Source organism: Paenibacillus sp. P4_E11, from assembly GCF_056401635.1.
Genome location: NZ_JBFUIX010000009.1, coordinates 95,437 through 121,608 on the forward strand (window position 1 = coordinate 95,437; position 26,172 = coordinate 121,608).

The 26,172-nt window shown below is 49.3% G+C and carries 21 protein-coding genes and 1 pseudogene; 7 read left to right on the forward strand and 15 right to left on the reverse strand.

All coding sequences use genetic code 11. The features are described 5' to 3' along the window. Positions 1-10: 10 nt before the first annotated feature. The gene (locus AC1DWB_RS06215) at positions 11-529 is read right to left on the reverse strand and encodes a PadR family transcriptional regulator (RefSeq protein ID WP_477540170.1); all 519 of its coding nucleotides are present in this window, start codon (positions 527-529) and stop codon (positions 11-13) included. A gap of 516 nt (positions 530-1,045) precedes the next feature. Here AC1DWB_RS06215 and AC1DWB_RS06220 point away from each other — a divergent pair. Then, on the forward strand, positions 1,046-1,207 hold the full coding sequence (locus AC1DWB_RS06220; RefSeq protein ID WP_477540171.1) for a hypothetical protein: 162 nt from the start codon (positions 1,046-1,048) through the stop codon (positions 1,205-1,207). 224 nt (positions 1,208-1,431) lie between these two features. Here the strand turns inward: AC1DWB_RS06220 and AC1DWB_RS06225 are convergent, their stop codons facing one another. The 5 genes from AC1DWB_RS06225 to AC1DWB_RS06245 all read right to left on the reverse strand — a co-directional run bounded on the left by AC1DWB_RS06225 (position 1,432) and on the right by AC1DWB_RS06245 (position 11,128). Next, positions 1,432-2,316 (reverse strand): carbohydrate ABC transporter permease, encoded by an 885-nt coding sequence (locus tag AC1DWB_RS06225; RefSeq protein ID WP_477540172.1) that lies wholly within the window; start codon positions 2,314-2,316, stop codon positions 1,432-1,434. Positions 2,317-2,328: 12 nt separating this feature from the next. Further along, positions 2,329-3,243 carry an ABC transporter permease gene (locus AC1DWB_RS06230; RefSeq protein ID WP_477540173.1) on the reverse strand — a complete coding sequence of 305 codons (915 nt, stop codon included), beginning with the start codon at positions 3,241-3,243 and terminating at the stop codon, positions 2,329-2,331. A 126-nt stretch (positions 3,244-3,369) separates the two neighbouring features. Next, positions 3,370-5,658 carry a helix-turn-helix domain-containing protein gene (locus AC1DWB_RS06235; RefSeq protein WP_477540174.1) on the reverse strand — a complete coding sequence of 763 codons (2,289 nt, stop codon included), beginning with the start codon at positions 5,656-5,658 and terminating at the stop codon, positions 3,370-3,372. A 487-nt stretch (positions 5,659-6,145) separates the two neighbouring features. After that, positions 6,146-9,508 carry a heparinase II/III domain-containing protein gene (locus AC1DWB_RS06240; protein WP_477540175.1) on the reverse strand — a complete coding sequence of 1,121 codons (3,363 nt, stop codon included), beginning with the start codon at positions 9,506-9,508 and terminating at the stop codon, positions 6,146-6,148. Positions 9,509-9,613: 105 nt separating this feature from the next. Beyond that, positions 9,614-11,128, reverse strand: a complete 1,515-nt coding sequence (locus AC1DWB_RS06245) for an ABC transporter substrate-binding protein (RefSeq protein ID WP_477540176.1) — start codon at positions 11,126-11,128, stop codon at positions 9,614-9,616. Between the two features lie 721 nt (positions 11,129-11,849). On the opposite strand from AC1DWB_RS06245, the gene AC1DWB_RS06250 reads away from it, so the two are divergent. Next, entirely contained in the window at positions 11,850-12,056 is a 207-nt protein-coding gene (locus AC1DWB_RS06250; protein ID WP_477540193.1) for a DUF4386 family protein, read from the forward strand. On the opposite strand, the gene pflA is transcribed toward AC1DWB_RS06250, so the two are convergent. The 4 genes from pflA to mobA are packed head-to-tail and all read right to left on the reverse strand — an operon-like array spanning position 11,987 to position 18,371. Then, positions 11,987-12,739, reverse strand: a complete 753-nt coding sequence (pflA, locus tag AC1DWB_RS06255; RefSeq protein WP_477540177.1) for a pyruvate formate-lyase-activating protein — start codon at positions 12,737-12,739, stop codon at positions 11,987-11,989. The genes AC1DWB_RS06250 and pflA overlap by 70 nt on opposite strands. Before the next feature lie 39 nt (positions 12,740-12,778). Beyond that, positions 12,779-15,076: a formate C-acetyltransferase gene (pflB, locus tag AC1DWB_RS06260; protein ID WP_477540178.1), complete on the reverse strand. Its 2,298-nt coding sequence runs from the start codon at positions 15,074-15,076 to the stop codon at positions 12,779-12,781. Between the two features lie 29 nt (positions 15,077-15,105). Beyond that, positions 15,106-17,715 carry a bifunctional acetaldehyde-CoA/alcohol dehydrogenase gene (adhE, locus tag AC1DWB_RS06265; protein ID WP_477540179.1) on the reverse strand — a complete coding sequence of 870 codons (2,610 nt, stop codon included), beginning with the start codon at positions 17,713-17,715 and terminating at the stop codon, positions 15,106-15,108. Positions 17,716-17,744: 29 nt separating this feature from the next. Next, positions 17,745-18,371 (reverse strand): molybdenum cofactor guanylyltransferase, encoded by a 627-nt coding sequence (mobA, locus tag AC1DWB_RS06270; protein WP_477540194.1) that lies wholly within the window; start codon positions 18,369-18,371, stop codon positions 17,745-17,747. Positions 18,372-18,610: 239 nt separating this feature from the next. Here mobA and AC1DWB_RS06275 point away from each other — a divergent pair, with 239 nt between their 5' ends. Continuing rightward, positions 18,611-18,871: a cyclic nucleotide-binding domain-containing protein gene (locus AC1DWB_RS06275; RefSeq protein ID WP_477540180.1), complete on the forward strand. Its 261-nt coding sequence runs from the start codon at positions 18,611-18,613 to the stop codon at positions 18,869-18,871. A gap of 91 nt (positions 18,872-18,962) precedes the next feature. Here the strand turns inward: AC1DWB_RS06275 and hpf are convergent, their stop codons facing one another. The 3 genes from hpf to AC1DWB_RS06290 are packed head-to-tail and all read right to left on the reverse strand — an operon-like array spanning position 18,963 to position 20,257. Beyond that, on the reverse strand, positions 18,963-19,499 hold the full coding sequence (gene hpf, locus AC1DWB_RS06280) for a ribosome hibernation-promoting factor, HPF/YfiA family (protein ID WP_477540181.1): 537 nt from the start codon (positions 19,497-19,499) through the stop codon (positions 18,963-18,965). 34 nt (positions 19,500-19,533) lie between these two features. Continuing rightward, on the reverse strand, positions 19,534-19,788 hold the full coding sequence (locus tag AC1DWB_RS06285) for a hypothetical protein (RefSeq protein WP_477540182.1): 255 nt from the start codon (positions 19,786-19,788) through the stop codon (positions 19,534-19,536). A gap of 31 nt (positions 19,789-19,819) precedes the next feature. Then, positions 19,820-20,257 carry a universal stress protein gene (locus AC1DWB_RS06290; protein ID WP_477540183.1) on the reverse strand — a complete coding sequence of 146 codons (438 nt, stop codon included), beginning with the start codon at positions 20,255-20,257 and terminating at the stop codon, positions 19,820-19,822. Between the two features lie 324 nt (positions 20,258-20,581). On the opposite strand from AC1DWB_RS06290, the gene AC1DWB_RS06295 reads away from it, so the two are divergent. The 4 genes from AC1DWB_RS06295 to AC1DWB_RS06310 all read left to right on the forward strand — a co-directional run bounded on the left by AC1DWB_RS06295 (position 20,582) and on the right by AC1DWB_RS06310 (position 25,227). Continuing rightward, a complete protein-coding gene (locus AC1DWB_RS06295) occupies positions 20,582-21,403 on the forward strand; it encodes a Crp/Fnr family transcriptional regulator (RefSeq protein WP_477540184.1) in 822 nt (273 codons plus the stop codon). Between the two features lie 151 nt (positions 21,404-21,554). Next, positions 21,555-22,109 carry a helix-turn-helix domain-containing protein gene (locus AC1DWB_RS06300; protein ID WP_477540185.1) on the forward strand — a complete coding sequence of 185 codons (555 nt, stop codon included), beginning with the start codon at positions 21,555-21,557 and terminating at the stop codon, positions 22,107-22,109. Between the two features lie 395 nt (positions 22,110-22,504). Then, positions 22,505-23,857, forward strand: a complete 1,353-nt coding sequence (locus AC1DWB_RS06305; RefSeq protein WP_477540186.1) for a D-serine ammonia-lyase — start codon at positions 22,505-22,507, stop codon at positions 23,855-23,857. A gap of 32 nt (positions 23,858-23,889) precedes the next feature. Then, entirely contained in the window at positions 23,890-25,227 is a 1,338-nt protein-coding gene (locus AC1DWB_RS06310; protein ID WP_477540187.1) for a GntT/GntP/DsdX family permease, read from the forward strand. Positions 25,228-25,367: 140 nt separating this feature from the next. Here AC1DWB_RS06310 and AC1DWB_RS06315 read toward each other — a convergent pair whose 3' ends face one another. Together AC1DWB_RS06315 and AC1DWB_RS06320 are read right to left on the reverse strand one after the other, a co-directional pair. After that, positions 25,368-25,916 carry a sugar O-acetyltransferase gene (locus AC1DWB_RS06315; protein ID WP_477540188.1) on the reverse strand — a complete coding sequence of 183 codons (549 nt, stop codon included), beginning with the start codon at positions 25,914-25,916 and terminating at the stop codon, positions 25,368-25,370. A 13-nt stretch (positions 25,917-25,929) separates the two neighbouring features. Then, positions 25,930-26,172: pseudogene (locus AC1DWB_RS06320) on the reverse strand (TetR/AcrR family transcriptional regulator); the annotation flags it as partial.

The window sequence follows — 26,172 nt, forward strand, 5'->3', positions numbered from 1 at the left end:
CCTATTCTCCTTACTGATTTCGCATACTTTGAACATATTCAAGATCGGATTTCCACAAGTTAATATTACGGTTCATCACAGAAATGACCGAGTGCAGCTGACCTTCACTTTCCTGAAGTCTTTGTTGTAGATCTTCTAGCTCACTTTGTATATAGAAAACATGAGTTTGGCAGTAGTTGATATAGTGGTCCAGCAAAAAAGCACGCTGCGCTTGCGTCAGCAAATCCAAAAAAATCATTTTGTACCAGAATATTTTTTGGTATTCACCCAGATTGGAAGTGATATCCATGATCAAACCATAAAAGTGTTTCTGACCGGAATCTGTAATTTGATACATTCGCTGACGACTTTCAATTGGTGTGTCAGCATGCGCAATAAAAGCTTGCTTTTCCAGCTTTTCAAGCAAAGGATAAAGACGGCCGCTACTGAACTTGGCATAAGGTCCAACAATATCGTTAACAATCTTTGATATCCGGTAACCATGCATGGGGTAACGCATAAAGAAGCCCAGAACGATCAATTCGTACATAGATGTCTTGATTCCCTCCATTTCCTCTCAACTCATTTTTTATGTCATAGTGATATATCATATTACCATATTATTATCACCTCTGAAAAGAGTCAATGGATTTCCATACCGAACTAAAAAAATATTTTGTGAGCCTGTATCAACATACCACTCCAACAAAATAAGTTAGCCTAGCTTAGCTACCACCACTTTACTTCGGTAAAATCAAGTTCTTGTCGCGCGTCCACAAAAGGGGTCGTTCGTTCGCGACAAGAACTTGTCCGAATGAAAACAAAAACCCGCAAGTTATGCGGGTTTGAAGAGGGCTATGTTCTTGTCGTCCGACAACAGTTGTACTTCCGGAGGAGCTCGGCCGAATGCCTACTGCGCACTTCATTATCAGAGCCATCTGCTCACGCGTAATCCGGTCGTCCGTTCCGAACTCAGTCTGTATCAAATGTCACTGACTTCAAATCACTTGTTATTATACAATGGAATGAAGAAAAGTATGTCGACTGCTTAAAGGAGGAAAGAGTAATGAAACAAGAGCATATCGTCCATTTTAAAATTAATAAAGAGCAGTTCGTTTTCAAAGCGTTTAAACCCGGAGAAGAGTATCTTATCGATGTTCTGGAAGATTACGAGGATTCTCATACAAGGGATCGGCATGCTGAAAGCTTGTATAAAACCTTTTTATGAAGGACAACAATCCCATTTAGTTGCCCTGTGTCCTACATACAAAAACTCTCCACCTGTCCCCATAGGCTGGCGCGCCTATCGCGCCCTAATCGAGTTACGCGGATTTACCATAAACACAGCCGTTGATTGGTATACTACCTTCTTCATGCCCGAAGCATAAAAAAATACACCGCCGAAGCAAATTGCCCTCAAAGCGATGTATTCAAACTCTTTTAAACGCACGTTTACCCTTTCAGCGATCCCACCGTCAAACCCCTTACGAAATATCGCTGAAAGAATGGAAAAATGAACAGCATCGGGCCACCGGCCAATACCGCCATAGCCATCCGCGCCGCGTTGCTTGGGAATTGGGTCAATGAGATCTGCTGCCCTTGCGTGAATTCCGAATTGCTCGTCAAAAATTCAATCGTGTTCAAAATTCGAATCAACAGCAGCTGCAGCGGAATTAGATTCTGGTTATCGATGAACAGAAGCGCATTAAACCATTCGTTCCAATACATAAACGAAATAAACAAGCCCAGCGTCGCCAATGCCGGAGTCGATAACGGCAGCACCATAGTGAAGAAGATGCGAATCTCCCGGGCTCCATCGATTTTGGCGGATTCAATAATTTCGTGGGGGATTTTCCCCAAAAAGCCTTTCATGATCATAATATTGAACGGCGATAATAACCCGGGCAAAATAAGCGCCCATAACGTATCTTTCAAATGCAAATATTGCGTAATCAGAATGTAGAAGGGAACAAGCCCCCCGCTGAACAGCATCGTAAAAAACACATAGAATGTCGTAATGCGGTTATACCGGTAATCGCGCCTTGCAATCGTGTAAGCGGTCATGGAGGTGATCAGCAAACTACCCAAGGTTCCAACGACCGTGATCAGCATCGTGATCCCGTACGCCTTCAACAAGATACCAGGAGCTTGAAAAATATAATTGTACGCATCCAAACTGAATCGTTCCGGAATAAAGCGGTATCCGTTCTGGATCAGAGTTGGTTCGTCAGTGACGGACACCGCCACGACCAACAGAAACGGGAGAATCATGGCTACAGATACTAATATAAAAAACACGTTGATCGCCACACGGTGAAAAGCAAACTTCTTTTTCATACGATCCTTCCCTCACCATAATGAATTTTCCGAGTTCACTTTTCTCACAATTCCGTTCGCCACCAGCACCAGCAGAAAGCCCACAACCGATTGGTACAACCCGACTGCCGCCGACATACTGATATTGCCGATTTCCCGCAGCGCCCGGTACGCGTACGTATCAATAATGTCCGTCGTCGAGAAAATAAACCCGGAGTTGTTCGGTATAAAATAATGCAGACCAAAGTCCCCCCTGAACATACTACCGATGGAAAGAATGAACAGAATAATGACAAGCGGCATCAACAAGGGCAGCGTAATGGAAAATGTCATCTGCAGCTTTGAGGCTCCGTCCATCCGGGCTGCCTCGTAATATTCGGTATCGATGCCTAGAATACCAGCAAAATAAACGAGCGTTGAAAATCCGATGGCCTTCCACAAATGAACCAGGATCAGAATATACGGCCAAGGAACCGGATCCTGGTACCAACGGACGCCGTCCCAGCCTAGCGAAGAGAGCGTTCGATTCATGAAACCGTCCGAATGGTTGAGGAAAGCATATACAATATATCCAACCAGTACCCAGGAAAGAAAATAGGGCAAAAACATAGACGTTTGAAACACCTTCAGCCATTTTTTTCGGACTTCGTTCAGCAGAATGGCAAAGACTAGTGCAGCAAGCGTAGTCAACGTCATATACGCCAGATTGTACAGTACCGTATTGCGGGTAATGCGCCATGCGACATCGCTCGTAAATAAATACTCAAAATTTTTGAATCCTACCCATTCGCTGCCAAAAATCCCTTTATCGTTTCGGAAATTTTTGAACGCGATTACAATCCCTATCATGGGCAAATAGGCGAAAATCAGCTTGTAGATCAGACCCGGCACGGACAATGCAAATAATTCGCCGTTCTTTTTGAAATACGTCCACTCTCGTTTCAGCATGCTACGACTCCTTTCCAATTCAACATCTTCTTATCCGCTGCGTGGTCTTATCATGCCGCAAACCTGCCCATTTGGGTACTGTACAATTTTTAATATCCTGTATTCTAAAGCTTTCGCCGTTCCATTCTATTGTTCCATCCCTTTTTTAATCCGGTATTCTTTGGGAGTCGTTCCGTATTTTCGTTTGAACAGACGGTAGAAGTAGCTTTCGTTGCCGAAACCGACTCTCAACATAATTTCGTTCACGTTCCAGTCATGCTGCTCCAAATATTGTTTGGCTCGCTCAAGTCTACGATCGTTGATGGAATCGACGATCGACATCGCCTCATATTCTTTGAATAGCTGCCCCAAGTAGACGTGCCTCATCTTGAGCAATTCGGCGATTTTCTGGACATTCAAATCCGGATCGTGAAATTGGGCATCTATGATCTCTTTAATCGCAGCTACAATTAACCGGTTTCGGTCTTCTTTTTTGTGCTGACGTTTGTCCGTTAATTCCCGAATGACGTCCATCAACACGGTGCGGATCTCTTCCAACGTTTCCTTTTCGAAAATTCTCCGGCTTATGCTATGAAGATTAATCGTAATCGGGTTTAAGCTGTGATGATTGATTTCACTTAACGTATTATTCAAGATGACGACCATGTGAAGCAGGGCTGAAAACATATTTTCAAACGTAAACTGCGAAATGTGCTGCATCCATTTTTGAAGCGATTCATCGGTTTGCGCCAAATCGCCGCTTTTGATGCCTTCCGTAATTCGCTTCTCCAGTTCCGGAGGAATGGTAAACGATTCGTTGCGTTCGTTCTCTCTGACAATTTCGGGTACAATGACCGATTGTTTGCCCAGGGTGAGACGATAATTCGAAAATCGCTGCGCTTGATCGTAATATTCCGTAATCTCCGTATAACGATCGAACATCTCACTGAGCGTTGCGGTGAACGTAATTTTATAATAGCTTTGCACTGTTCCCTGAATCTTCTGAAAAGAAGCTTGCAGCTCAGCGAAATGGAATGGTTCGCGACGGCTGATCAATAACACGATATGATCGCTTCTCATGTCTACCGCTTGGCATGCATAATCGGCTCTTAGCAATTCCTCGGCTATATTCGCAATGGCGGAATAGAACAAAGAAATGGCGGCCCCCTCTTTGAGCGCGGCGATTTGATGGCCGTTATCTATTTTTACCACAGCCGCTACGAAGAAGCCGTCACGTTCCAGATCAAGCTGATACTGCTCAATCATCGCGGCATATTCGTCTTGCTTCAGCTCTTGGCTATCCGCGACCAAACTCCGCAGCCGATGGCTTTTGGCCATATATTGCTGCGACACCTGCCCGTTCTCGGCATCCTTCACCCGTTCGTTCAGCTGCGCGTAAATATTGGACAGGAAGGAAAGCTCATCCCCTATTACCGAGGACGGGTGCATATGATCCCGGTTCACCTGTTTGACCAAATTGTTAATCGGGCGATACAGCCGGTGGGAACTATACCATACAAGCAGGACGGTAACGAGTGTTACCGCGATCGTCAAGAGCGAAGCCGTCATGCGAAGCTCCCGGACGTTATTCAATACTTCTTCGTAAGCTTGCAAGCTGAACATTTTCCAATCGTTGACTCCTCCGGACAAATAGGTGGTCATATAGGTTTTGCCCGCGTGCGTATAGGTAAAATAATCGAGCGAACGTTCGGAATCCGATATGTGCTGCAAAAGTTCGTTCTTTATCGTTTCTTGATCCGGCAGCTGTTGATTTCGGATGAGCAGATTTCCTTCTTGATTAATGAGAAAGATGGCGTTATTTTGCCGTTCCGCCAATCGGTTAAGCGTGTTCAAATTATTCAACAGCCATTCCGGCTTGATGTTCAGGAGTAGCAAACCGTTCGCTGTCGCCCCGTCATACATGACAAAGGTTAATAATTGTTCCTCCTGCTTCGAGCCGTATCGGACCGGAAACAACTGCAGTTTGGGAAGCGTCCCCCCTTCGTTCAGCATCTGCCCCACTTGCTGAATCATCTGTTCGTTGTCCAAATTGTGATTGATCGACGAGAAGAAACGGTCCAGTTTCCCGTTGTAGATCACGATGGAATGCAGGAACGGAGAAAAGGTGACCAATTGATTCAGCTTTTCCAGCTTGGTCAAGCTTTGCAGAAAGTCGCCCCCCGATTTCAAGGCAACCAGGTCATTGTCGTAATAGATCGACATCGCCAACGTTTGGATAATGTTGTTCATATTCTCGATGTTGTAATTGATTTGGGTGAGGAGCTTGCGGTCGGAATCAGCTTGCATGGCCAATACTTTGGATTGCGAATTGTAGTAGAACAGGATGGAGGAACCGACAAGCATCAGGACGACAAGCATAAAGCTTAGCAAAATTCTCAATAAATAGATGCGGGACCGCAACCATTGCATCATCATTCAGGCTACCTCATCTCGAGTAATGGTTAAATCCAACAATAACTGATTCCAGCATAACCGTCATGTAGGAAGATGTCTTGATCATTATTGACGCGCTCGATATTTACGTCAATAATCGGCAAGACGTCCCCTGCAAGATTCTGCTAGACTCCGGATGTACACTCAAATTGAGTTGCAACAAAACGGTGAAACAATGGATTCTAGGAGAACTCCTGCTCAATCCCGCCTCATTGATACAAAGAGCTGCCCTTCGATAGCTGCAGCTCGGATCGACATATATTTGATGAGACAAGTGCCCGGGAACAAGCATCAACTGACCGGGCATTTGCCTGTAAACTCTATTGCCTACGACATAGTAGGCATCCCCTTCCAGCGACAAATCGATTTCGATCCCCCGCTGTGTATGCATGTTACGACTATACGAACGTAAGGTATCGAGCTGCAGATGAACGGGGAACGTATCGAATCGTCTTTCCAAATATAACGCTTACCCGATCGGTATTACGATCACCCGCCGATTGTTTTCGATTTCCTTAGCCTCGCAATTGCGAGGTTCCCCATTCACAAAGAGCTCAAATGGACCCGCTATGGGCCACATTTCTTTGTCTAAAGTCAGTCGGACCGTTCCGCTGCACTCCACGCGAATAGCCGAAACGGCACCCGCCGATTTGTCGATTTGGACATGAAGCCATGCAGGTAAACGAACGGTCAATTCCCCAAGCAACGAACGATACGGATTGAACGTTTCCTGCAGCTGCCCGCGATGAGCGTCATAAACGAAGCCGGGATCCCGGTTGAGATAAAGCTTGTACAGATCGCCCTCCCACCGCTTGATTCCGGTCAGCGGGAGCCATCTGCTGCTGTTCCCGTGCTGCAAAACAGGGATGTACGTTCCCGCATGCGGCTGTTTGTCTATTGTCGAAGGGTAAGCGGCGTGGCCCGATTCGCCGGTTGCCAACAAGCAGGGGCTGTCTTCTTCCGCGACGACCTCGCTTACGCGAAGGGAAGGCCATACATCCAACTCAGCCTGAATCCCGCAGCAGCCAATTGCGCTCCCTTCCATTAGATCCAGCTCCAGCCCGTTCTCCCGCTGCTTGACAACCGTGAAGCTTCCGTTCGACATGACGCCCCCTGCAGCCAGCATGTTTTCGCTCTCCGGTTTGCGGTACAAAATAATCGCCCTTATTTCGTCGACGTTGATCGCTGCCCCAATTCCATCCTGCTCGCCAATCTCTTCCAGCCGGTGGCACGACGTTACCTCGGATGCATCGATCATAGGCTCCCATAAGGATGCAAAGGTGCTCTGCAAGTTCGGCCCTTCTCGCCGAACGATGATTTTCGGCATCACATGATGCGGCCATGCGGCCATGGCCTCCTCAATTTCCTGCAGCTCATGGTAGTATCGGTTTCTCGGCGCCTCGGACAAATACACCTCTCCGTCATGCGGCGCAAGCCAATGAAGCCGCAAGCCCGGCTTGATTTCCGCCGATTTCGCCCGCTGCCCGAGCCCTGCCCCGGTTTCGCCATCAGGAAATGCGGCCGACATCGCAGCTGTCCACGGCCGATCGTTACGGCAAGCTTTCACATTCCTGAACGCTCCGTAATAGTTCGATTGCAAACCCGGTTGATCATAAGGAAGCTTCGGATCGATGGACGATTGATGAATTTTTTTGGCCGGTGCGGGAATAAACGCTTTCCCCTTCTCACCCAGATTGTCGATCGTCCGGTAAGGAGCAAGCGAACTCGCCAGATTTTGCGAGTAATCGGCGCATCCGTTCGCCATCCATTCATGACGCTGGCCGCCGCTAACCTCGAATATGTCCAGAATTACATTCGTTCGCCCGGAAACCGGAACGCTAATGACTGTCCTGCGGTACAGATCGGTGACCGGATACGCTTGCCCGTTATCGCAAGCCTGACTCACTTGCGTTCGGCCTTGCTTCGCATGCCATGCCAGCAAGTTCCCGGCATCCGTAGCATGCTGATCCTCGCCGTTCACCAGCACCAGATTATGTGCGGCTGCGGTTACCACGTATCCGCCGAGATGCGTGTAGCCGAGATCCGCAACCAATTCGTCGCCGTTCGCCCACAGCGTAAAATTCAACATATCCGAGTGACCGTGATTGTATTTGCCCGAATAGTGCAAGTGCGCCTCCATCGTATAGGGATGTTGCCCCAAGCCGTGTACGGCATGCCCAAATTCGGGCAGCAGCAGCGCATTCGTCCAATTGCGTCGATGCGTATTCATGTAATCGTCCGCTTCGCTCCATTCCCCGCTCGGATAGACGGATCCTGCCCAGGTATCATGGAACGTGACCAAATTGCCGTCCGGGAACCGGAGACGATCGAGCAGCTCGAAAGCTTGACCGCAATTTCCGATTTGTTCCCGGAGGGCATACCGGTCAAATCGCGAGCCGTCCAGCTGATAACTGTATCCCGCCGGATCGGAATATCCTTCTATCGCTTTAAGCCCATCGCTTAAACCAAGCGCCATATCGCGCAAATACGACACGCTTTCGGGGAACATTCCGTCCGCCATGAAGTTATACCGGAACGCCCCTCTTGCTTTGTTGGCGGCATAGTGAATCAGATCGGGACAGCCGACTGCAAGACCGGCTTTCACAAGCGCTTCTACCTGCAAACCGATCGTATTATGGTAAAACTTCCATGGATCGTTGCGATAATAGGCATCGTATTTCAAAGTCATACGCGCCGTGTGAAGAATAGCTTCGACTACGTCCGCCCGGGCATCCTTGCCGGTAATCCGGCTCGTTTCTTCCCATATTCGGGGTTCACGCAAATCGTCGTACGTACGGACCAGCCGCCCGATCAAAGAACGGGTTCCGACCGTGTACCAATATTTGAACCCGATCCATGCGAACCAATACTCGTAACCGTCAGCCGGCATAAACTGCTCATCGGGGATGTTCCATTCGGGCAGCCCATAGATCGGCCAATCCGGAACCGCTTTGGCAAGCGTATGCAGGATGGCTGCCGCCCGTACGCCCCCCTGCTCATCCCTCGTGGCGCGAAAATACGTCGCCAACCGATCTGCTGCGTCCCACAAATGATAAATTCTGGCCGTTGTCATCAGCTTGTCGAGATAAATCTTCTTGCCCGCCGGCGTCTTGTGATAGGCATAGGAGACGACCTTGCCGCTCGGTGCCGCAATTTCATCGCAGCCGGATACCGGGTAAACGGCGCTATACTCAAAAACGTTGCCCTCCAAGTCCGACAAAACATCCGGTTGACGCACATCCCACTTGTACATGTACGCGCCGGACAACCCGCTTTCGAACGGAAAGGGCCGTCGTTCCGGCACCAATTCGATCAGCCTGGATACTTGGATATTCATGTATGGAACGACATCTTCCGGCAAAATATCGGCGTCCGAAGCAAGAGGCTCGAACACCTGTCGTTCCCATTCCACATTGCCGCTTAGCGAGTTGATCCATGTTAAATAGGGAGGACCGTATAACGGCGCATGCTCGCCAAATCCTCCCTCGACGATGCGAAGGTTGCGGAATTCCACCCTCCCGCTCCCTGCTATGCGGATTCCCGTCTCAAGCAGGACGGCATCCTTTTTCGTAAAAGCTTCAAAATAGACCGTCTGCCAATCTTCCGTCAATTCCGTGCGCATCGTGTTCATTCTGTCTTCTACCCGGACCGTTTGCCGTTCGCTTCCCTCCGCTGTATAAGTGCGGTAAAAATCAGGGTAAACGGTTAATCCGACAGCGCCTTTGGCCTCAAAGCGGATACCGTATATGCGTTCTTCTTGGCCGTCGATTGCAAAAGCCGGCAATGTCCACGTTGTTTGTTCGTTTACATCGACGTAATAATGCTTCGTCATTGGATACATGCCTCGCCTTCGATCACTTTCTGCAAACCGGCAAAACCGGGATTTGCGCGGTAAATCCCGGTTTGCAGCGGTGTTTTCTCTTGCCGTGCGGCAAGCCTATTTTTTGAGTCCCATCTCTTTCAGATACGCTTCAAATTGCTTCTTCACTTCCGCTGCATACTTGTCTTCTCCCGCCTTCTTCAATCGCTCCAGAACGGTAGGCCACGTCGCGTCGAAGTCCATCGTACCCGTCGCCATCCCTTTCGAATATTCCGCCCACACGGCGCTCATATTCGCTTTCTCCGTATTGACCGGCTCGGAATTGAACTTGAAGCCCCCGATCGGATTCAGCTCCGCTGTTGCGTTGCGCTTCTTCGTTTCTTCCCATACATTGGCGGATTGCCCTTCTTTGAGATAGGAATTGAACACGCTTCCGAATACCCAATTTACGTTCGGCGCGTATTTCGACTCCGCTTTCGTCTTCACGACGTTGTCGGATACCTTCTCGTAATGCTCGCCCAAGATGCCGTAGCTAAGCAAGTTATACAAATAGTGATCTGAGTTGACCATATCGAGGAACATCATTGCCCGCTCCGGATTTTTGGACGTTCGGCTGATCGATTGGTTCGTGGTGGCGCTGTATCCGTTCGTGAATGCGTCAGACAATGGAATGGCGATGACATCGAACCCGCCATTAGCGGCTTTAATTTCGGCTTCTACGCCAGGATTCAGCGTATTCATGCCGCGAGCGGCAACCTTGCCTTTGCTATAGAAATCCGCTTCCTTCGCCGTTGCCGCATCCTTGTAAATGTACCCTGCTTTATACCATTTGCTCGCCAGCTTGAAATTCATCAATGCTGCTTCCGGATATCGCAGAAGCTCGTAATTGGGATCGCCTTTTTTGACGAAGAAGTATCCGTCTACCCCCGGAAGGCCCCACAATGTTGTGTTAACGGGATAATATTGGGATCCGAAATTGCCATACGGAATGATGTCGGGCTCGTTTTGCTTGATTTTTTCCAGGAACGGTTCGAGATCCCCCATCTTCTTGATGCTGTTCACATCCAGTTTGTATTTGTCGGCAAAGCGCTTCTGCACGCTGACTCCCCACTGGAACGTATTCGTCTGCTGATTCGGGATGGCGTACTTTTTGCCATCGATCGTAAGTCCGTCCCACATAACCTTCGGAACATCCTTCTTCAGGTTAGGCGCATACTTCTCGATCAAATCGTCGATGGGCAGAAGCGACCCTTTGCGGGCATTCTCCTCCACTGGGAACAAATAACCTGTCCAAATAATGTCGACTGCTTCAGAGGCGGCCGTCACCGTGTTCAGCTTTTGCTTGTAATCGCCGATCGGAACCGGCATCAGCTTGACGGTCGCATTGATCTTTTCTTTAATATATTTATTCACTTCACCCTCGATTTTTTGTTGATCCGCTTGCATCGCCGGCACCGGATAGTACCAGGAAAGCTCGACCTGCTTCAGCTGCGCCTGGGTTGGTGCCGGCGAAGACGAAGGCGAATCGTTCGATTGTCCATTTTCCTTCGTTCCATTCGAGCTGCAGCCTGCCGCAATCGCGCTGCAAAGTCCAAATAAAAGCGCAGTTCGGTACATGTTCATTTTGATCATAGTGACCTCCCGTTAATAAGTCGGATTGATGTTATATATTAATGCAGCGAGAATGAAACGCTGTTCCCTCCTCTCTTTTCTCCTGCAGCGTTGTTCATCCTTGGAATGAAAGTTGACTCCATTATGATACAGCCTTTGCCATTCCTGTACTGTACATATTTCCTTTTGCTATATAGGCCGGCTGTATTGAAAGTCCCAGACGAGAATTATGCTATCGTCCAACTGAGATCAGCCCCTTACCGGTTTCCCCGTTTCCGGATCAAATAACGAAAACTTTGCGTTCGTATAGCGGATAAAGCGTATTCATCCATTTCAAGTAAGCCGCGCTGTCTTTTCCATACAGATGGCAAGTACTTTCGCAAGCTGTTCACGTTTGTGTGCATGATCCTGTACATGATTCATTGCATGTCCTCCATGGCTTGTAATCGACCGTTACTTACGAGGAGTTCCTGCCGAATTCGCATAATCACGTCATCGCCTCGTTCGCAGCGTTATGGACTACATCATTGCACAAAACGCAATATATTCGGTACTGTACAAATTTTGTATTCCTGTATTCATCACTGTATTCTTTGCCTGCGGATCAAACCACCCCCGCCTCCCCGCTGAAGCTGTGATAGGTATGCATTCACCCAAGAGATGACACCCATGCTGGGTGTACCACAAAAACCACTGATCTTGATAATGATCAGTGGTTTCATTGGTTAAAATTATTCAACAGGTGCTTGATTGGATATCTCTTCTTCACGCCTTAGCCATAAAATCTAAGCTTGTACCCAGGTTTATACCAATCTTGGGAATGACCGGGGCAACGCTTGTTTTTATGGCCGCCTTGTTTGAAATGTTCGGTATTTTTCCTCAACTTTCCGTATGGGGGGCTCTTTTGTCGCTGCCGGTAGCGGCTTTATCGACGATCGAACGGGCATAATCCATCTGCCGCTGGCTGGGCTCCGGTACCCCGTCCAGCGGGTACGCCTTGCCGAGCTCCAGCCATTTGTACACCCCCATCCGGTGATAAGCCAGCAACTCCAGTTTCTCGACGCCCCGCAACCCGCCGACGAATTCGCCAAGCGCGAGCAGATCCTCGTACCCGTCGGTGACACCGGGGACGAGCACGTGCCGGATCCACATCGGCTTACCTAACGATGACAACCGTTCCGCGAAGCGCAGAATGCGTCCATTAGGCTGGCTCGTCAGCCAAGTATGCCTTGCGACATTCATCTGCTTCAGATCGAGCAAGACCAGATCCGTCGTATCAAGCAACCCCATGGCGTGGTCCGGATCGCAGAAGCCCGATGTATCCAGGGCGGTGTGGAGGCCGAAGCGCCGCTTCACTTCCCGGAACAGCGCTTCGACGAAAGGAGCCTGCAGCGTCGGTTCGCCTCCAGTAACCGTTAGGCCTCCACCGGAGCGCCGATAGTAATCGACGTAAGGCTCGATTGCGTCCGCTACTTCGTCGACGGACATGAGCTTGCCTATATTCGTGCTCCATGTATCCGGATTATGGCAATACTTGCATTGCAGCGCGCAACCTTGCATGAAGAGGACGAAACGGATGCCCGGGCCGTCAACGGTGCCGAATGTCTCTATAGAATGTATGCGTCCGAACATGTTGTTCCCCCTTCCCTTTCCACGAAAGCGCGGTATCCCCTATATTTGGCCGTGGAACGTCCGGTTAATGACGTCGAGCTGCTGCTCACGGGTCAGTTTGATGAAGTGGACCGCATAGCCGGATACGCGAATCGTCAACTGAGGATAGTTCTCCGGGTGCTCCATCGCATCCAGCAACTGCTCGCGGTCGAACACGTTGACGTTCAAATGGTGAGCTCCTTTGGAAAAATACACGTCCATCAGCGCGACCAGATTGACGATGCGCATTTCCTGCTCCCTCCCGAGTGCCTTCGGCACAATCGAGAAGGTGTTCGAAATGCCGTCGATGCTATGCTCATAAGGCAGCTTCGCCACGGACTCGAGCGAGGCGAGAGCCCCCAAGCGGTCACGGCCATGCATCGGATTGGCGCCCGGGGCGAACGGCTCTCCGGCTTTTCGCCCATCCGGCGTCGAGCCGGTTTTCTTGCCGTACACGACGTTCGACGTAATGGTCAGCACCGACATCGTAGGTAGCGCGTTGCGGTACGCCTTATGCTTGCGAAGCTTGTTCATGAACGTCTCGACGAGCTCCACGGCGATTAGATCGACACGGTCGTCGTTGTTACCGTATTGCGGATACTCGCCTTCAATGGCGAAATCGACGGCGATTCCTCTCTCGTCCCGAATCGGCCTTACTTTCGCATGCTTGATGGCGCTCAAACTGTCGGCGACGACCGACAAGCCGGCGATGCCGCAAGCCATCGTACGCAAAATCTCGCGGTCGTGCAGCGCCATTTCGATCCGCTCGTAGCAATATTTATCGTGCATGTAGTGAATCACGTTCAGCGTGTTCATGTACAGCTTGGCGAGCCATTCCAGCATGACGTCGTACCGCTTCATGACCTCGTCATAGTCCAGGGTCTCGGTGGTTATCGGTTTCGTCGCCGGCCCGATCTGCGTACATAGCTTCTCGTCGAGGCCGCCGTTGATGGCATAAAGCAGCGCCTTCGCCAAATTCGCCCGAGCCCCGAAAAACTGCATTTGCTTGCCGATCCGCATCGCCGACACGCAGCAGGCGATCCCGTAGTCGTCTCCGAAAAACGGCCGCATCAGATCGTCATTCTCGTACTGAATCGAGCTCGTTTCGATCGATACTTGGGCACAGAACTTCTTGAACGCTTCCGGCAGCTTATCGGACCACAGCACGGTCAAGTTCGGCTCAGGACCGGGACCCAGATTGTACAGGGTGTGGAGGAAACGGAACGACGTCCGGGTCACACGGGTCGAACCGTTCAGCGCCATGCCGCCGATCGATTCCGTCACCCAGGTCGGGTCGCCGCTGAAAAGCTCGTTATAATCCGGAGTCCGCAAAAACTTGACAAGGCGCAGCTTCATGACGAATTGGTCGATCAGCTCCTGCGCCGCCTCTTCGCTTAGCTTTCCTTCCTCAAGATCCCGTTCGATATAAATGTCCAGGAACGAAGAGACGCGGCCCAGGCTCATCGCGGCGCCATTCTGCTCCTTGATCGCCGCCAAATATGCGAAATACACCCATTGTACCGCCTCGCGCGCATCCCGCGCCGGCTCCGATACGTCGTAGCCGTACGAAGCCGCCATCTGCTTGAGCTCCTCAAGCGCGCGCAACTGCTCGGACAATTCCTCGCGGGCGCGGATCGCGTCCTCCGTCATCTCATCGACTTCGAGCTGCAGCAAGTCCCGCTTCTTGTCCTCGATCAGTCGGTCGGCACCGTACAACGCCAGCCTGCGATAGTCGCCAATGATTCGGCCGCGGCCGTAAGCGTCCGGCAATCCCGTTATGATGCCGGCTTTACGGGCCTTGCGCATCTCGCTCGTATAGGCGTCGAACACGCCTTGATTATGCGTCTTGCGAATGTCCGTAAACAAACGGAGCATTTCGTCCGGCAGCTGGAAGCCGTAAGCCTTACACGCGTCCTCCGCCATTTTGATCCCGCCGAACGGCTGCACAGACCGCTTTAACGGAGCGTCTGTCTGCAGACCTACGATACGCTCCAGATCGCGATTCAGGTAGCCTGGCCCATAGGACGTGATGGTCGACACCGTGTTCACGTCCACATCGAGCACGCCGCCATTCTCCCGCTCACGCTTCTGCAGCTCACTGACTTGCCGCCACAATTCGGATGTAGCCGCCGTCGGACCCGCCAGGAAGGAATCGTCGCCTTCATACGGAATCAGGTTTCGATCCAGAAAATCCTTGACGTCGATCCGCTGCTGCCACTTGCCGCCCTGATAGCCGCTCCAGCCGGCCGGAACCGCCGACTCGGCCCCCGCCTGCGCCGCCGATACGCCTTGACGAACTTCCATTTCATTTATAGACATAGTAGGTTCCTCCTATCCTAATCTCTCATCTATTCAAAGCTTCCATAGAATGCATTGCGGTAAAGATCGGCCAGCTCCGTTACGAGCGGCATGCGCGGATTCGCTGTCGTACACTGATCCTCGAAAGCGCGGTCTGCCAATGCATCAACCTTCGATTCGAAGTCTTTCGGGTCGAAGCCGAGATCCGCAAACTTCTCAGGAATGCCCAGCGACTGGTTCAATTTACGTACGGCCGTGATCAGGCTGGCGACCCCTTCCTCCGTCGTATTCGCCGGCAGGCCAAGCATGCGGGCAATCTCCGCATACCGAAGGTCCGCAATGAAATGATCGTATTTCGGGAACGACGCGAACTTCGTCGGCTTCTGCGCGTTATATCGAATGACGTGAGGCAACAGGATCGCGTTCGTACGCCCGTGAGCGGTGTGATATTGGCCTCCCCACTTATGCGCGAGGCTGTGATTGATGCCCAGGAACGCGTTCGCGAACGCCATTCCGGCTATTGTCGAGGCGTTGTGCATCTTCTCTCTGGCCAGCGGGTCGGCCTCGTGATACGACTTCTCGAGATACTGGAATACCAGCCGGATCGCCTGCAGCGCGAGCCCATCCGTATAGTCGTTGGCCATGACGGAGACGTACGCTTCAATCGCATGCGTGAGCACGTCCATCCCTGTGTCGGCCACGGCGGTCTTCGGCAAGCTGTACACGAATTCGGGATCGATGATCGCCACATCCGGCGTCAGCTCGTAATCGGCCAACGGGTACTTCGTATTGCCCTTTTCTTTGTCCGTAATGACGGCGAACGACGTAACTTCCGAGCCCGTGCCCGATGTCGTCGGGATCGCGACGAATTTCGATTTCCGTCCGAGCCGCGGATACTTGTAGACGCGTTTACGGATATCCAGGAACTTCATCTTGAGCGAATCGAAGCTGGTATCCGGATATTCGTAGAACAGCCACATGGCTTTGGCCGCATCCATCGGTGATCCGCCGCCCAGGGCGATAATGCAGTCTGGCTGGAACGACTCCATAAGCGCCGTTCCCCGGCGCACCGTATCGACCGACGGATCGGGCTCCACCTCGGAGAATACTTCGACGGCAACTGGCTGCTGCCGTTTCCGGAGGTAATATTCCAGCTTCTCGACATAACCGAGCTTGACCATCATCGGGTCGGTGACGACGAGGATTCGCGAGATATCCGGCATTTTCTCCAGATACTGCGTGGCGCCCCGTTCGAAATACACCTTCGGCGGCACCTTGAACCACTGCATGTTTACGGTTCGTTTTGCGACGCGCTTCACATTGATCAGGTTGACGGCCGTCACGTTCGCGGTCGTCGAATTGTGGCCGTATGACCCGCAGCCGAGCGTAAGCGAAGGTAGATTCGTATTATAGATGTCACCGATGGCTCCGTGCGTCGAAGGCGAATTGACAAGGATGCGGCCTGTTTTCAGATGGGCCGCGAACGCATCGATTACCTTGGAGTCCTTCGAATGGATGACGGACGAGTGCCCCATTCCGCCGAACTGGACGATTTCCGCCGCGCGCTCGATGCCCTGCTCCGGTGTCTTGACCTTGTAGCAGGCGAGTACTGGACTCAGCTTCTCCGCGGATAACGGATACTGGTCCCCGACCCCTTTCAGCTCGGCGACAAGCACCTTCGTTGACGGCGGCACCGAGATGCCGGCCATTTCGGCGATTTTCACGGCTGGCTGGCCGACGATGACGGCGTTGACGGCGCATTTCTCGGAATTGATCACCAGCTTGGATACGGCTGCCGTCTCTTCGACGTTCAAGAAATAACAGCCAAGCTCAGTCATGAGCTTCTTGGCTTGGTCGTAGATCGGCTCCTCGAGAATGACGGACTGCTCGGATGCGCAGATCATGCCGTTGTCGAACGTTTTGGACAGGATGAGGTCCGTGACCGCCTGCGGCAAATCGGCGGTTTTCTCAATGAAGCAAGGCACGTTGCCGGGACCGACGCCGAGCGCCGGCTTGCCGGTGCTGTAAGCCGCCTTGACCATTGAGGAGCCGCCTGTCGCCAGAACAAGAGCGACGTCCGGATGGTTCATCAGCAGCTGCGTCGCCTCGACGGACGGATGCTCGATCCATTGGATGCAGTGGGCCGGCGCGCCCGCCTTGACGGCCGCCTCGAGAAGCGTCTGTGCCGCCGCGGCGCTGGACCGCTGCGCGGAAGGGTGGAACGCGAAGATGATCGAATTCCGCGTCTTGGCGGCAATAAGCGATTTGAACATCGTGGTCGAAGTCGGGTTCGTCACCGGCGTGACTCCGGCAATGATTCCGATGGGTTCGGCTACCTTTACCACATTGTCGTAAGGATTGTCCTCGATGACCCCGACCGTCTTGTCGTGCTTGATGCTATGGTAAATATATTCCGTGGCGAAAATATTCTTAGTGATTTTGTCCTCGTACACGCCGCGCCCGGTTTCTTCGACCGCCATTTTGGCCAGCAGCATGTGCTTGTCGAGGCCGGCGAGCGCCATCGCTTGAACGATCCGATTCACCTGCTCCTGATCCAGCTTCAGATAAGCCTCCTGCGCTTTCCTCGCTTTTGCCGCCAGCTGGTTGATCTCGTCCCGCGGCACAATCCGTTCAGGCAATTTGCTTTCCTCTACAGCCATCGTCTCTTCCTCCATTCGAATCTAATTGGTCACGAACCGAATACGGCCTTAAGCGGTGCCGAGTTCGAGAGCCTCAGCAACAGCCGTTCGTACTCCTCCGGCGTGTTGAAGCAGTCAACGAACGACGTATCGATTCCTTCCGCTTGGAATTCGGTATCGCGAAACTCCGCCCAACTGATTTTCTTCAATAAATGGGATACCGATGGGTCCCCGCTGTGCAAGAGAGGCCATACCGCCTCTGCGCAGGACCGGTCATACACGCCGTGTAACGGATATAAGCCTCCTTGGACCCAAGGAAGTGACGCGTTAAAGCTTTCATGCTTCTTGGCCTGAAGCAGTTCCGCCGCTTTGGCAGACAGGAACGGCATATGGCACCCGACGATCCATACGTCCCGGTTGCGGGCCAAGCTAAGCCCCGCATACATGCCGCTCAGCTGTCCTCGATTCGGTACGAAATCCGTGATGATGCGAACTTCCCTATCCAAGAAACGCAAGTACGGGTTGGGGTCGTTGGTCACGACAATCAACTCGCTACAAACCGGCTTCATCAGCCGAAGCTGACGTACGATGAGCTTCTCGTCGCCGAACGGCAGCAGCGCTTTGGGCTGCCCATGCATTCTGCGATCGAAGCCGCCGGCCAAAATGACGCCGGTCATCACGATCAATCGCCTCCTTTTCACGAGTTAAAGCCGAACGAAGCAACAGTTTCGTTCCTGTCTCCATTAAACACCCATCTCGCTCCTGCCGCTGTGACCTATGTCACGTCGATCCTGTAGAGCGGTGTGATAAACATCATCTTCACGCCCCGCCTATACAGCTACACTGGAAGGAAGCAACTGCGGATCGACACAATTCCATCACGAACACAAGCTGCTTCTCGGAAGCGAACCTCGCCATGCTGACGAGCATGATGTATGAAATAAACGTCCCCCATGGGACCCACCTTTTCTGGCAGTACGATAAGGCCGATAAACTGTACTACATCCAAAAAGGCAGCTTTCGTATCACCAAAACATCCGATGACGGCCGGCATTTCGYCCTTTACGTGTACAAGGAAGGCGATCTGTTCGGTCAGGTCGACCCTTTCCACAACCTAACGCAAGGGTTTAATGCGGAAGCGGCAGAGAACAGCGTCGTCGGAGTCATCCAGCAGTAGGATTTGGACATCTTGCTCGGGCAGCATGGAGATTTGACCCTAGAGTTTATGAAGATGATGTTCGGGATCATTTTCAGTACTCGTCCTGCACCTATCGTACAAAAGAGGTAATCAATCCATACGTTCCGTCGATCCGCTTGTACACGACATCCGTCGAACGCGTCGCGCTATTGATGAATACATGGAAGTTGTGATCCAACAAATTCATCTCCAGAATCGCTTCCTCCACATCGACCGGTTTTAAGCTAACCTGCTTGACACGCGCGATCTCAAAAGGGTTCTCTTCCTCTTCCGCTTGTGTAGTCGAAGCAAGCTCCGGCAAGCCTCCGCGGCGCAGTCTTCTGCGCAGCTTCTCCTTCAGCTTGCGCAGCTTCCGCTCCAGCTTGTCGGCTACCGCGTCTACCGACGCGTACATATCGTCCGTACGTTCTTCCGCCCGGACGACGCCTCCCTCCAGTCGGAGCATAACCTCAACCTTGTGCGTATCTTGTTTGTGGCCGCTTACGATAAACGTCACCACCGCTTCTTCGATTTCCGCAATCGATTCTGTGCGCCTGATCTTTTGTTCCGCATATTGCTTCATCGTATCCGTAACTTCCATTTGTTTCCCATGGAATAGAAAATGCATATGGGTCATCCCCTCATGTCAAGAATAAATAGTCCTACAGCATGTACTCGTCGATGAGGCCCACATCCGGCAGGGACGCTGCCTTATCGGGCTTTCTCGGTTTCGGCCCGATCGGATAATAAGTATGCCCGCTGCACGCTTCGCATTCTGTCGGATAGCATTCCGCCAACAGCGGGAGCTCCGCTCCGCATTTCTGGCAGACAGCGGCACTGTATGTCTCCAACTCGTTTTCCTTGCGTTCGCGATTCGCCGCGGCTTCGTTCTTCTTGCCGTTCCTAGTTTCGTTCATACCGGCACCCCTCCGTTTTGGACGACTGGCCCTAACACGTTTTGACGATCAAAACCGGAATTTTCGCTTTTTGTACTACCGCGTGGCTGACGCTTCCCAGCATGAATTCCTTCAAGCCGCTCAGTCCCCGGCTGCCCATCACGATCAAGTCGCAGCCCAACTCCTCGGCAGCCTCCAGGATCGTGTCGACCGGGAAGCCTTTTCGCATTTTCATCGCTTTGTAGGGCAGTTCTTCTATGGCCTTGCGCGCTTCCTCCAGCATCGCTTCAGCGTAATCGTAATACTCTTTTTCCACACTCGGAGAACCCGCGTAGAAAGCCGCGCCGATCTGAATGCTCGGTAAATGATACACATGAAGCACGGTCAATTTGGCCACCGGATTCCCGCGCACAATGCTTACCGCTTGCTCCAGCGCCGTTTTGGCCAGCTCGGATCCGTCGTATGCAACCAGAATATGTGTGTAACCCATAGCCATTCCTCCTATTCCACGATCAGAACAGATCGGCTCGTATGCTATTCGGAGCCGTTGTACGGGACGACGATTGTCACTCTCATCTCCTTCATGGCTTCAGTATATAACGGATACCGGCACGTGTTTGTGATAAAAATCACAAAGACCATCACAAGGGGGGTGAAAAGTCGGACGCAGGTTGCGCGGTTGCGGCGATGGAGGGCTTTGCTATTCGTCCGAAGTGCGATTTATTTCGGCTAGGGTGTGTTTCCCCCGAGAGGGTAGTGATATTCCTCACAGATAAATAGGGGAGTTCCTCCTTCAAATTCAGGGGATCACCCGATGGGAGAAATCGGCGCCAAAAGTTATGATAAGGGTATGAAGATTGAACGAGAGGTAGGAACTCACATGACGACTGTGATAAATCAACAAGGTCCGGCTGCAGGAGGCTGCACGGAATGTCCGCAATGGGGGGCCGATGCGTTTTTTACTGCGGAACATCGCGAACTGCTGGAAAGGCTGATGTATCCAAAAAAAGTGGAAGCCCACTCGTATCTGTTCTGGGAAGGCGATGAAACCGGCAAGCTGTATTATGTGCGTTCGGGCCGGGTCAAATTAACCAAAACAACCGAAGACGGAAAGACGATCAACTTGTCGATTCAGCGACAAGGGGATTTGATCGGCACACTCGATATGACCGGAAGCGGCAGGTACGGCTACAACGCTGAGACGATCGAAGACGCCGAGTTCGGGATCATTCAAGAAAAGGACCTTGAAATTCTTCTGCATCGGCACGGCGACTTTGCCGTAGCTTTCACCAGATGGATGGCGCTGCAGTATCTTACAACGCAGTCGAAATTCCGCGATCTGCTGCTGTTCGGCAAGCCGGGTGCGCTAGCTTCGACGCTGATCCGGTTATGCAACACCTGCGGAGTGGCGACGAAGGACGGCATTCGGTTGACGATGAAGCTGACCAATACGGAACTTGCCGATTTCATCGGCGCGACGCGGGAAAGCGTCAACCGCATGCTGAGCGAGTTGAAGTCGAACGGCATCATCGATATGGACGGCGGATACATCATCGTGAAGACGCTGAACGAGCTGAAGGCCATTTGCCAATGCCCGACCTTCCCGGCTTGCCCGCGTGAAATTTGCCGGATTTGAAGCTTCGAGCCCGCGATAAGCCTCTGATACTAAAAAATCTAATCAAACTTTAAAATATCTAAGATTTATGATATCTTTATTTTATAGGCTATTAAGCTCAGGAACGGCATATTAATTAAATTTGAGGTATTTTTAAGAGGTATGATGAATTATGGATAATCTAGAATTAGGTAAAACAATCGCAAAATTTCGCAAAAATAAGAATTATACTATTAAACAGTTATCAGAAATAACGAATGTAACTTCATCAATGTTAAGTCAAATTGAAAGGGGACTTTCCAGTCCGTCACTGAATACTCTACGCATGATTGCCGATGCATTGGAAGTTCCTTTATTTAGTTTATTTACTGAATTTGTGCAAACTAAAGATTTAATTACCAGAGCAGATTCCAGAAAAAAAATCATATTTCCATCATCGAACAATTGGGAATATTCATTATTGTCTCCGGATTTAAGCGGCTCAATTGAGATGGTTTTAATGAAATTACCGCCTGAATCCCAGTCTGCCGAAAAACCTATGAGACACATTGGTGAAGAAGTCGCTTATGTATTGGCTGGTGAGGTAGTATTATTTATTGGGGACGATGTGGAGACTTTATATAATGGAGACAGTGTAAAAATACCACCTGGGATAGAACATAAGTGGGAAAATAGATCGGATAAAGAAGCAACCGTTATTTTTGCTATTACTCCTCCGACATTTTAGAAAACAAATTATAAAGACCGTTTCTGTATTTACAAGTGTATTGCACACTAGTAAATACAGAAACGGTTTTTTTATCCAGATTAAATAATTATTGATTATTTTACCAAAAAATCGATAAATATTAAGCTTGAATTAATAAACGTGAAATGCTAATATTCAATTATATTTAATTTATTAAATTTGATTTAACTTTTTTGAGTCTCCGTTAGAATATCATCATAAATGGAGGTGCACATCTATTAATATACTGCAATTGGATATCAGACTGATACGGCTCTCGCTGCTATTGGACCATATTCGCAAGCAAATTGTAAGCGCTTCACGTTTCCCGCACGTTCCTGCACCAATTCACATTTTGAATTTTAAAATTTATTTATTTTAGTACGGAGGTAAAAATGACTAACAACATTGCTGGAAAAACAGTCGAACAATGGAAAAATGAATTACCGGAACTGCAGAAAATCATTGATACTCAGGAAGTTTTCTGGGTAAACCCGCAGCTTGAGAGTTGCAACAACCGAATTATTAACACGGAATTAGGGAAAGATCATATCGAAGATGCGGAACAACGATTGCTTCGCTTCGCCCCCTATTTAGCAAAAGTATTCCCGGAGACCAAGGAAAAAAACGGAATCATCGAATCTGAATTAGTCAACATCCCTAAAATGCAGCAGAAGTTATCAGAAATGTTCAATCAGGAAATAGTGGGAAATTTATATCTTAAATGTGACAGTCACCTGCCCATCTCTGGTTCTGTAAAGGCTCGTGGAGGAATTTACGAAATATTAAAAGTAGCCGAAGAGATAGCCTTTAAACATGGCATGCTGTCAATAACCGATGACTACTCCATTCTGGCAGACGGAAAATTTCGGACTCTATTTTCGAATTATTCGATTGTGGTCGGATCAACCGGTAATCTAGGTCTTAGTATTGGTATTATGAGTACCCAATTGGGTTTCAAAGTTATTGTGCATATGTCTACTGACGCTAAACAATGGAAAAAAGATTTATTGCGGCAAAAAGGTGCTATCGTAGTTGAACACAATAGCGACTATGGGAAAGCAGTAGAGGCTGGCAGACAACAATCCCAGGAAGATCCCAATAGCCACTTCGTTGATGATGAAAATTCTTCAACATTATTCCTTGGTTATGCCGTAGCAGCTAAACGGCTCCAAAAGCAACTAAATGACATGAAGATTCCAGTCGATCAGGATCATCCGCTTTTCGTATATCTACCTTGCGGTGTAGGCGGCGCTCCTGGCGGAATTACTTTCGGATTGCGGACAGTATTTGGAGACAATGTCCATTGCTTTTATGCAGAGCCAACCCATTCACCGGCAATGTTGCTAGGTTTAATGACACGTAAGCATAACGAGGTATCAGCTCAGGAATTTGGCGTTGATAATATTACAGCAGCAGATGGGCTTGCCGTAGGGAGACCATCAGGCTTTGTGGGCAAAGCACTAGAGAAAGATATTAGTGGTGTCTTTACTATTCAAGACGACTGTCTCTATCGAATCCTTAGAAAGTTAGCCGATTCAGAAGGAATATTCTTAGAACCATCGGCAGTTGCAGGATTTATCGGACCCGTTCAACTGTATGCTTCTTCCATGGGACAAGATTATCTAAAACATAATCACCTTGAACAGAAGATGCAAAATGCCACTCATATTCTTTGGGCTACTGGCGGCGGCATGGTTCCAAAAGATGTTATGGATGATTTCTACCGTAAAGGTGCAATCAGCTAATTTACTTTAGAGTATAGGGAGAGGTTAAGACAATGGAAACTGGAACAATGATGATGCTGGTATTAGTCGCATCTATAGCAATTCTCATCTTTCTCATTCTTCGAGTTAAATTACATCCCTTTCTATCCTTAATATTAGTGTGTATTTTTGTGGGAGTTGCTACAGGTATGCCTCTTCCTAAGATTGCTACTTCCATTGAAAACGGAATGGCTGGAACGTTAGGTTTTCTGGCTACTATTATCGGTTTTGGCACGATTTTAGGTAAAATGTTGGAAGTATCTGGCGGCGCGGAGCGCCTAGCACGAACATTACTAAACACAATGGGAGAAAAAAGAGCTCCCTGGGCTATGACAATTGTCGGCTTAATTGCCGGAATTCCCGTATTTTTTGAAGTAGGATTTGTTTTACTTTTTCCCTTGGTTTTCATAGTTGCCAAACAAGCTAAGATGTCGTTACTCCGTGTTGGAATTCCTTTGGCAGTATCGCTGATGGTCGTTCACTCGATGGTGCCTCCACATCCGGCAGCGTTTGCAATTACTACAACTTTGGGGGCTGATGTAGGTAAGGTCATTCTGTTTGCTCTTCTTATAGGAACTCCTACTGCCATTTTAGCTGGTCCAATTTGGGCCAAGTTTATCAGTACGAAGTGCAAGACTGGAGTATTAAAGGAATCAGAAGGGATCGCTGCAACGCCAGTTGAGAATCTTCCAAGCTTCGGCATTACCCTATTTACTATCCTATTGCCCCTACTCATTATGGTAGGAAAAACTGTTAGTACATTGTTTCTCTCAAAAGATTCGGCTTTATTGCCTATTGTTACTTTCTTAGGCAATCCGATTATTGCACTTCTCATTTCGGTATTTGTAGCTTATTATACGTTAGGCCTTTCTCGTGGTTTAAAAATGAAAAACCTCTTATCTCTTACAGAACAATGCTTTGGACCGCTTGCCGGCATCTTGCTGATTATTRGTGGCGGTGGAGCTTTTAATGCCATCTTAGTTGACAGTGGGTTAGGTACTGAATTGTCTAAGATTTTGATGTCACTAAATATGAACCCGATTATTCTCGCTTGGCTAATAGCTTGGCTTATGCACCTTGCTATCGGTTCCGCCACGGTGGCCATGATTAGTACTGCAGGCATGGTGGCACCTATGCTGGCTGCTTATCCTGGTTTTAGTCCGGAAATTATCGTTCTCGCCATTGGTTCCGGAGCGATTGGCTGGTGCCATGTCAACGATTCGAGTTTTTGGTTTGTAAAAGAATATTTAGGATTATCGTTACCGGATATGTTTAAGAGCTTCACTGCCGCCTGCCTGATTGCATCATTTGTTTCTCTAGGTGGTATACTAATTTTATCTCTTGTAATTTAATAATACTATAATAATACCATCCTCGCCATTAGTCATGGAGAGATACAGGAGTAAAAAGGTACTTAAATTACATGCTTCCAACGACATGTAATTAAAGTACCTTTTTCATCTCTATCTACTACAAATACAGAGTTGAATTATTACTCGGTTATTTGTCTTAATATTTTTGCTGGATTACCCGCGACTATTGTATTTGCAGGCACGTCCTTCGTGACAACTGAACCTGCAGCTACAATGGAATTATCACCAATATTTATACCAGGTAAGATTACACAACTCCCGCCAATCCATACATTGTTTCCTATAGTTATCGGTATCCCATAACCACTTTTATTTCTATCCTTTGGTTCTACAGAATGACCAGCGGTATAGATCCCAACATTAGGAGCTATCATGCAATCATCACCAATCCTTACCTCTGCCATGTCTAATATCGTACAGTTATAACCTGCATAAAAGTTATTTCCTACGTGTATGTTGTAACCTAAATCGCAATGAAAGTTGTGCTCGATGCTAAACCCTTCTCCCACACTTCCAAACAATTCCCGAATAATATTTTCTTTCTTTTCAAATTTTTCAAAGTCAATCCTGTTAAATTCTTGAACCAGTTTCTGAGCTCTAATACCCTTCATCTTTAATTCTTCAGTTCCTCTTTGATAATAATTTTTTTCTTTTTTGCCATCTCCCATATGTATACTCCTTTTACGTTCTCTCTGATGATTCAAATCCGCCTATTACTAATAATGCAACCCTTTTGGCGACTTCCTCTTTGTTCATAATGGTGTTCCCAGTCGCCCATTGAATGGCACCTTCATGGATAACTTGTGCATAAATGGGCACATAAATTTTCATTTCTTCATCTGTATAAATGTGTTCTAGACTTTTCGACAGATAGACCCTCAACTCATTTACTGCTTTTTCTTTCAATTGCGGTACGACTAAACC

Bases quoted from the DNA above. Each gene is read 5' to 3' on its own strand.
- AC1DWB_RS06215 (WP_477540170.1), bottom strand. From the start codon at position 529: ATGTACGAATTGATCGTTCTGGGCTTCTTTATGCGTTACCCCATGCAT.
- AC1DWB_RS06220 (WP_477540171.1), top strand. From the start codon at position 1,046: ATGAAACAAGAGCATATCGTCCATTTTAAAATTAATAAAGAGCAGTTC.
- AC1DWB_RS06225 (WP_477540172.1), bottom strand. From the start codon at position 2,316: ATGAAAAAGAAGTTTGCTTTTCACCGTGTGGCGATCAACGTGTTTTTT.
- AC1DWB_RS06230 (WP_477540173.1), bottom strand. From the start codon at position 3,243: ATGCTGAAACGAGAGTGGACGTATTTCAAAAAGAACGGCGAATTATTT.
- AC1DWB_RS06235 (WP_477540174.1), bottom strand. From the start codon at position 5,658: ATGATGATGCAATGGTTGCGGTCCCGCATCTATTTATTGAGAATTTTG.
- AC1DWB_RS06240 (WP_477540175.1), bottom strand. From the start codon at position 9,508: ATGACGAAGCATTATTACGTCGATGTAAACGAACAAACAACGTGGACA.
- AC1DWB_RS06245 (WP_477540176.1), bottom strand. From the start codon at position 11,128: ATGATCAAAATGAACATGTACCGAACTGCGCTTTTATTTGGACTTTGC.
- pflA (WP_477540177.1), bottom strand. From the start codon at position 12,739: ATGTTCGGACGCATACATTCTATAGAGACATTCGGCACCGTTGACGGC.
- pflB (WP_477540178.1), bottom strand. From the start codon at position 15,076: ATGTCTATAAATGAAATGGAAGTTCGTCAAGGCGTATCGGCGGCGCAG.
- adhE (WP_477540179.1), bottom strand. From the start codon at position 17,715: ATGGCTGTAGAGGAAAGCAAATTGCCTGAACGGATTGTGCCGCGGGAC.
- mobA (WP_477540194.1), bottom strand. From the start codon at position 18,371: ATGACCGGCGTCATTTTGGCCGGCGGCTTCGATCGCAGAATGCATGGG.
- hpf (WP_477540181.1), bottom strand. From the start codon at position 19,499: ATGCATTTTCTATTCCATGGGAAACAAATGGAAGTTACGGATACGATG.
- AC1DWB_RS06285 (WP_477540182.1), bottom strand. From the start codon at position 19,788: ATGAACGAAACTAGGAACGGCAAGAAGAACGAAGCCGCGGCGAATCGC.
- AC1DWB_RS06290 (WP_477540183.1), bottom strand. From the start codon at position 20,257: ATGGGTTACACACATATTCTGGTTGCATACGACGGATCCGAGCTGGCC.
- AC1DWB_RS06295 (WP_477540184.1), top strand. From the start codon at position 20,582: ATGGGAGAAATCGGCGCCAAAAGTTATGATAAGGGTATGAAGATTGAA.
- AC1DWB_RS06300 (WP_477540185.1), top strand. From the start codon at position 21,555: ATGGATAATCTAGAATTAGGTAAAACAATCGCAAAATTTCGCAAAAAT.
- AC1DWB_RS06305 (WP_477540186.1), top strand. From the start codon at position 22,505: ATGACTAACAACATTGCTGGAAAAACAGTCGAACAATGGAAAAATGAA.
- AC1DWB_RS06315 (WP_477540188.1), bottom strand. From the start codon at position 25,916: ATGGGAGATGGCAAAAAAGAAAAAAATTATTATCAAAGAGGAACTGAA.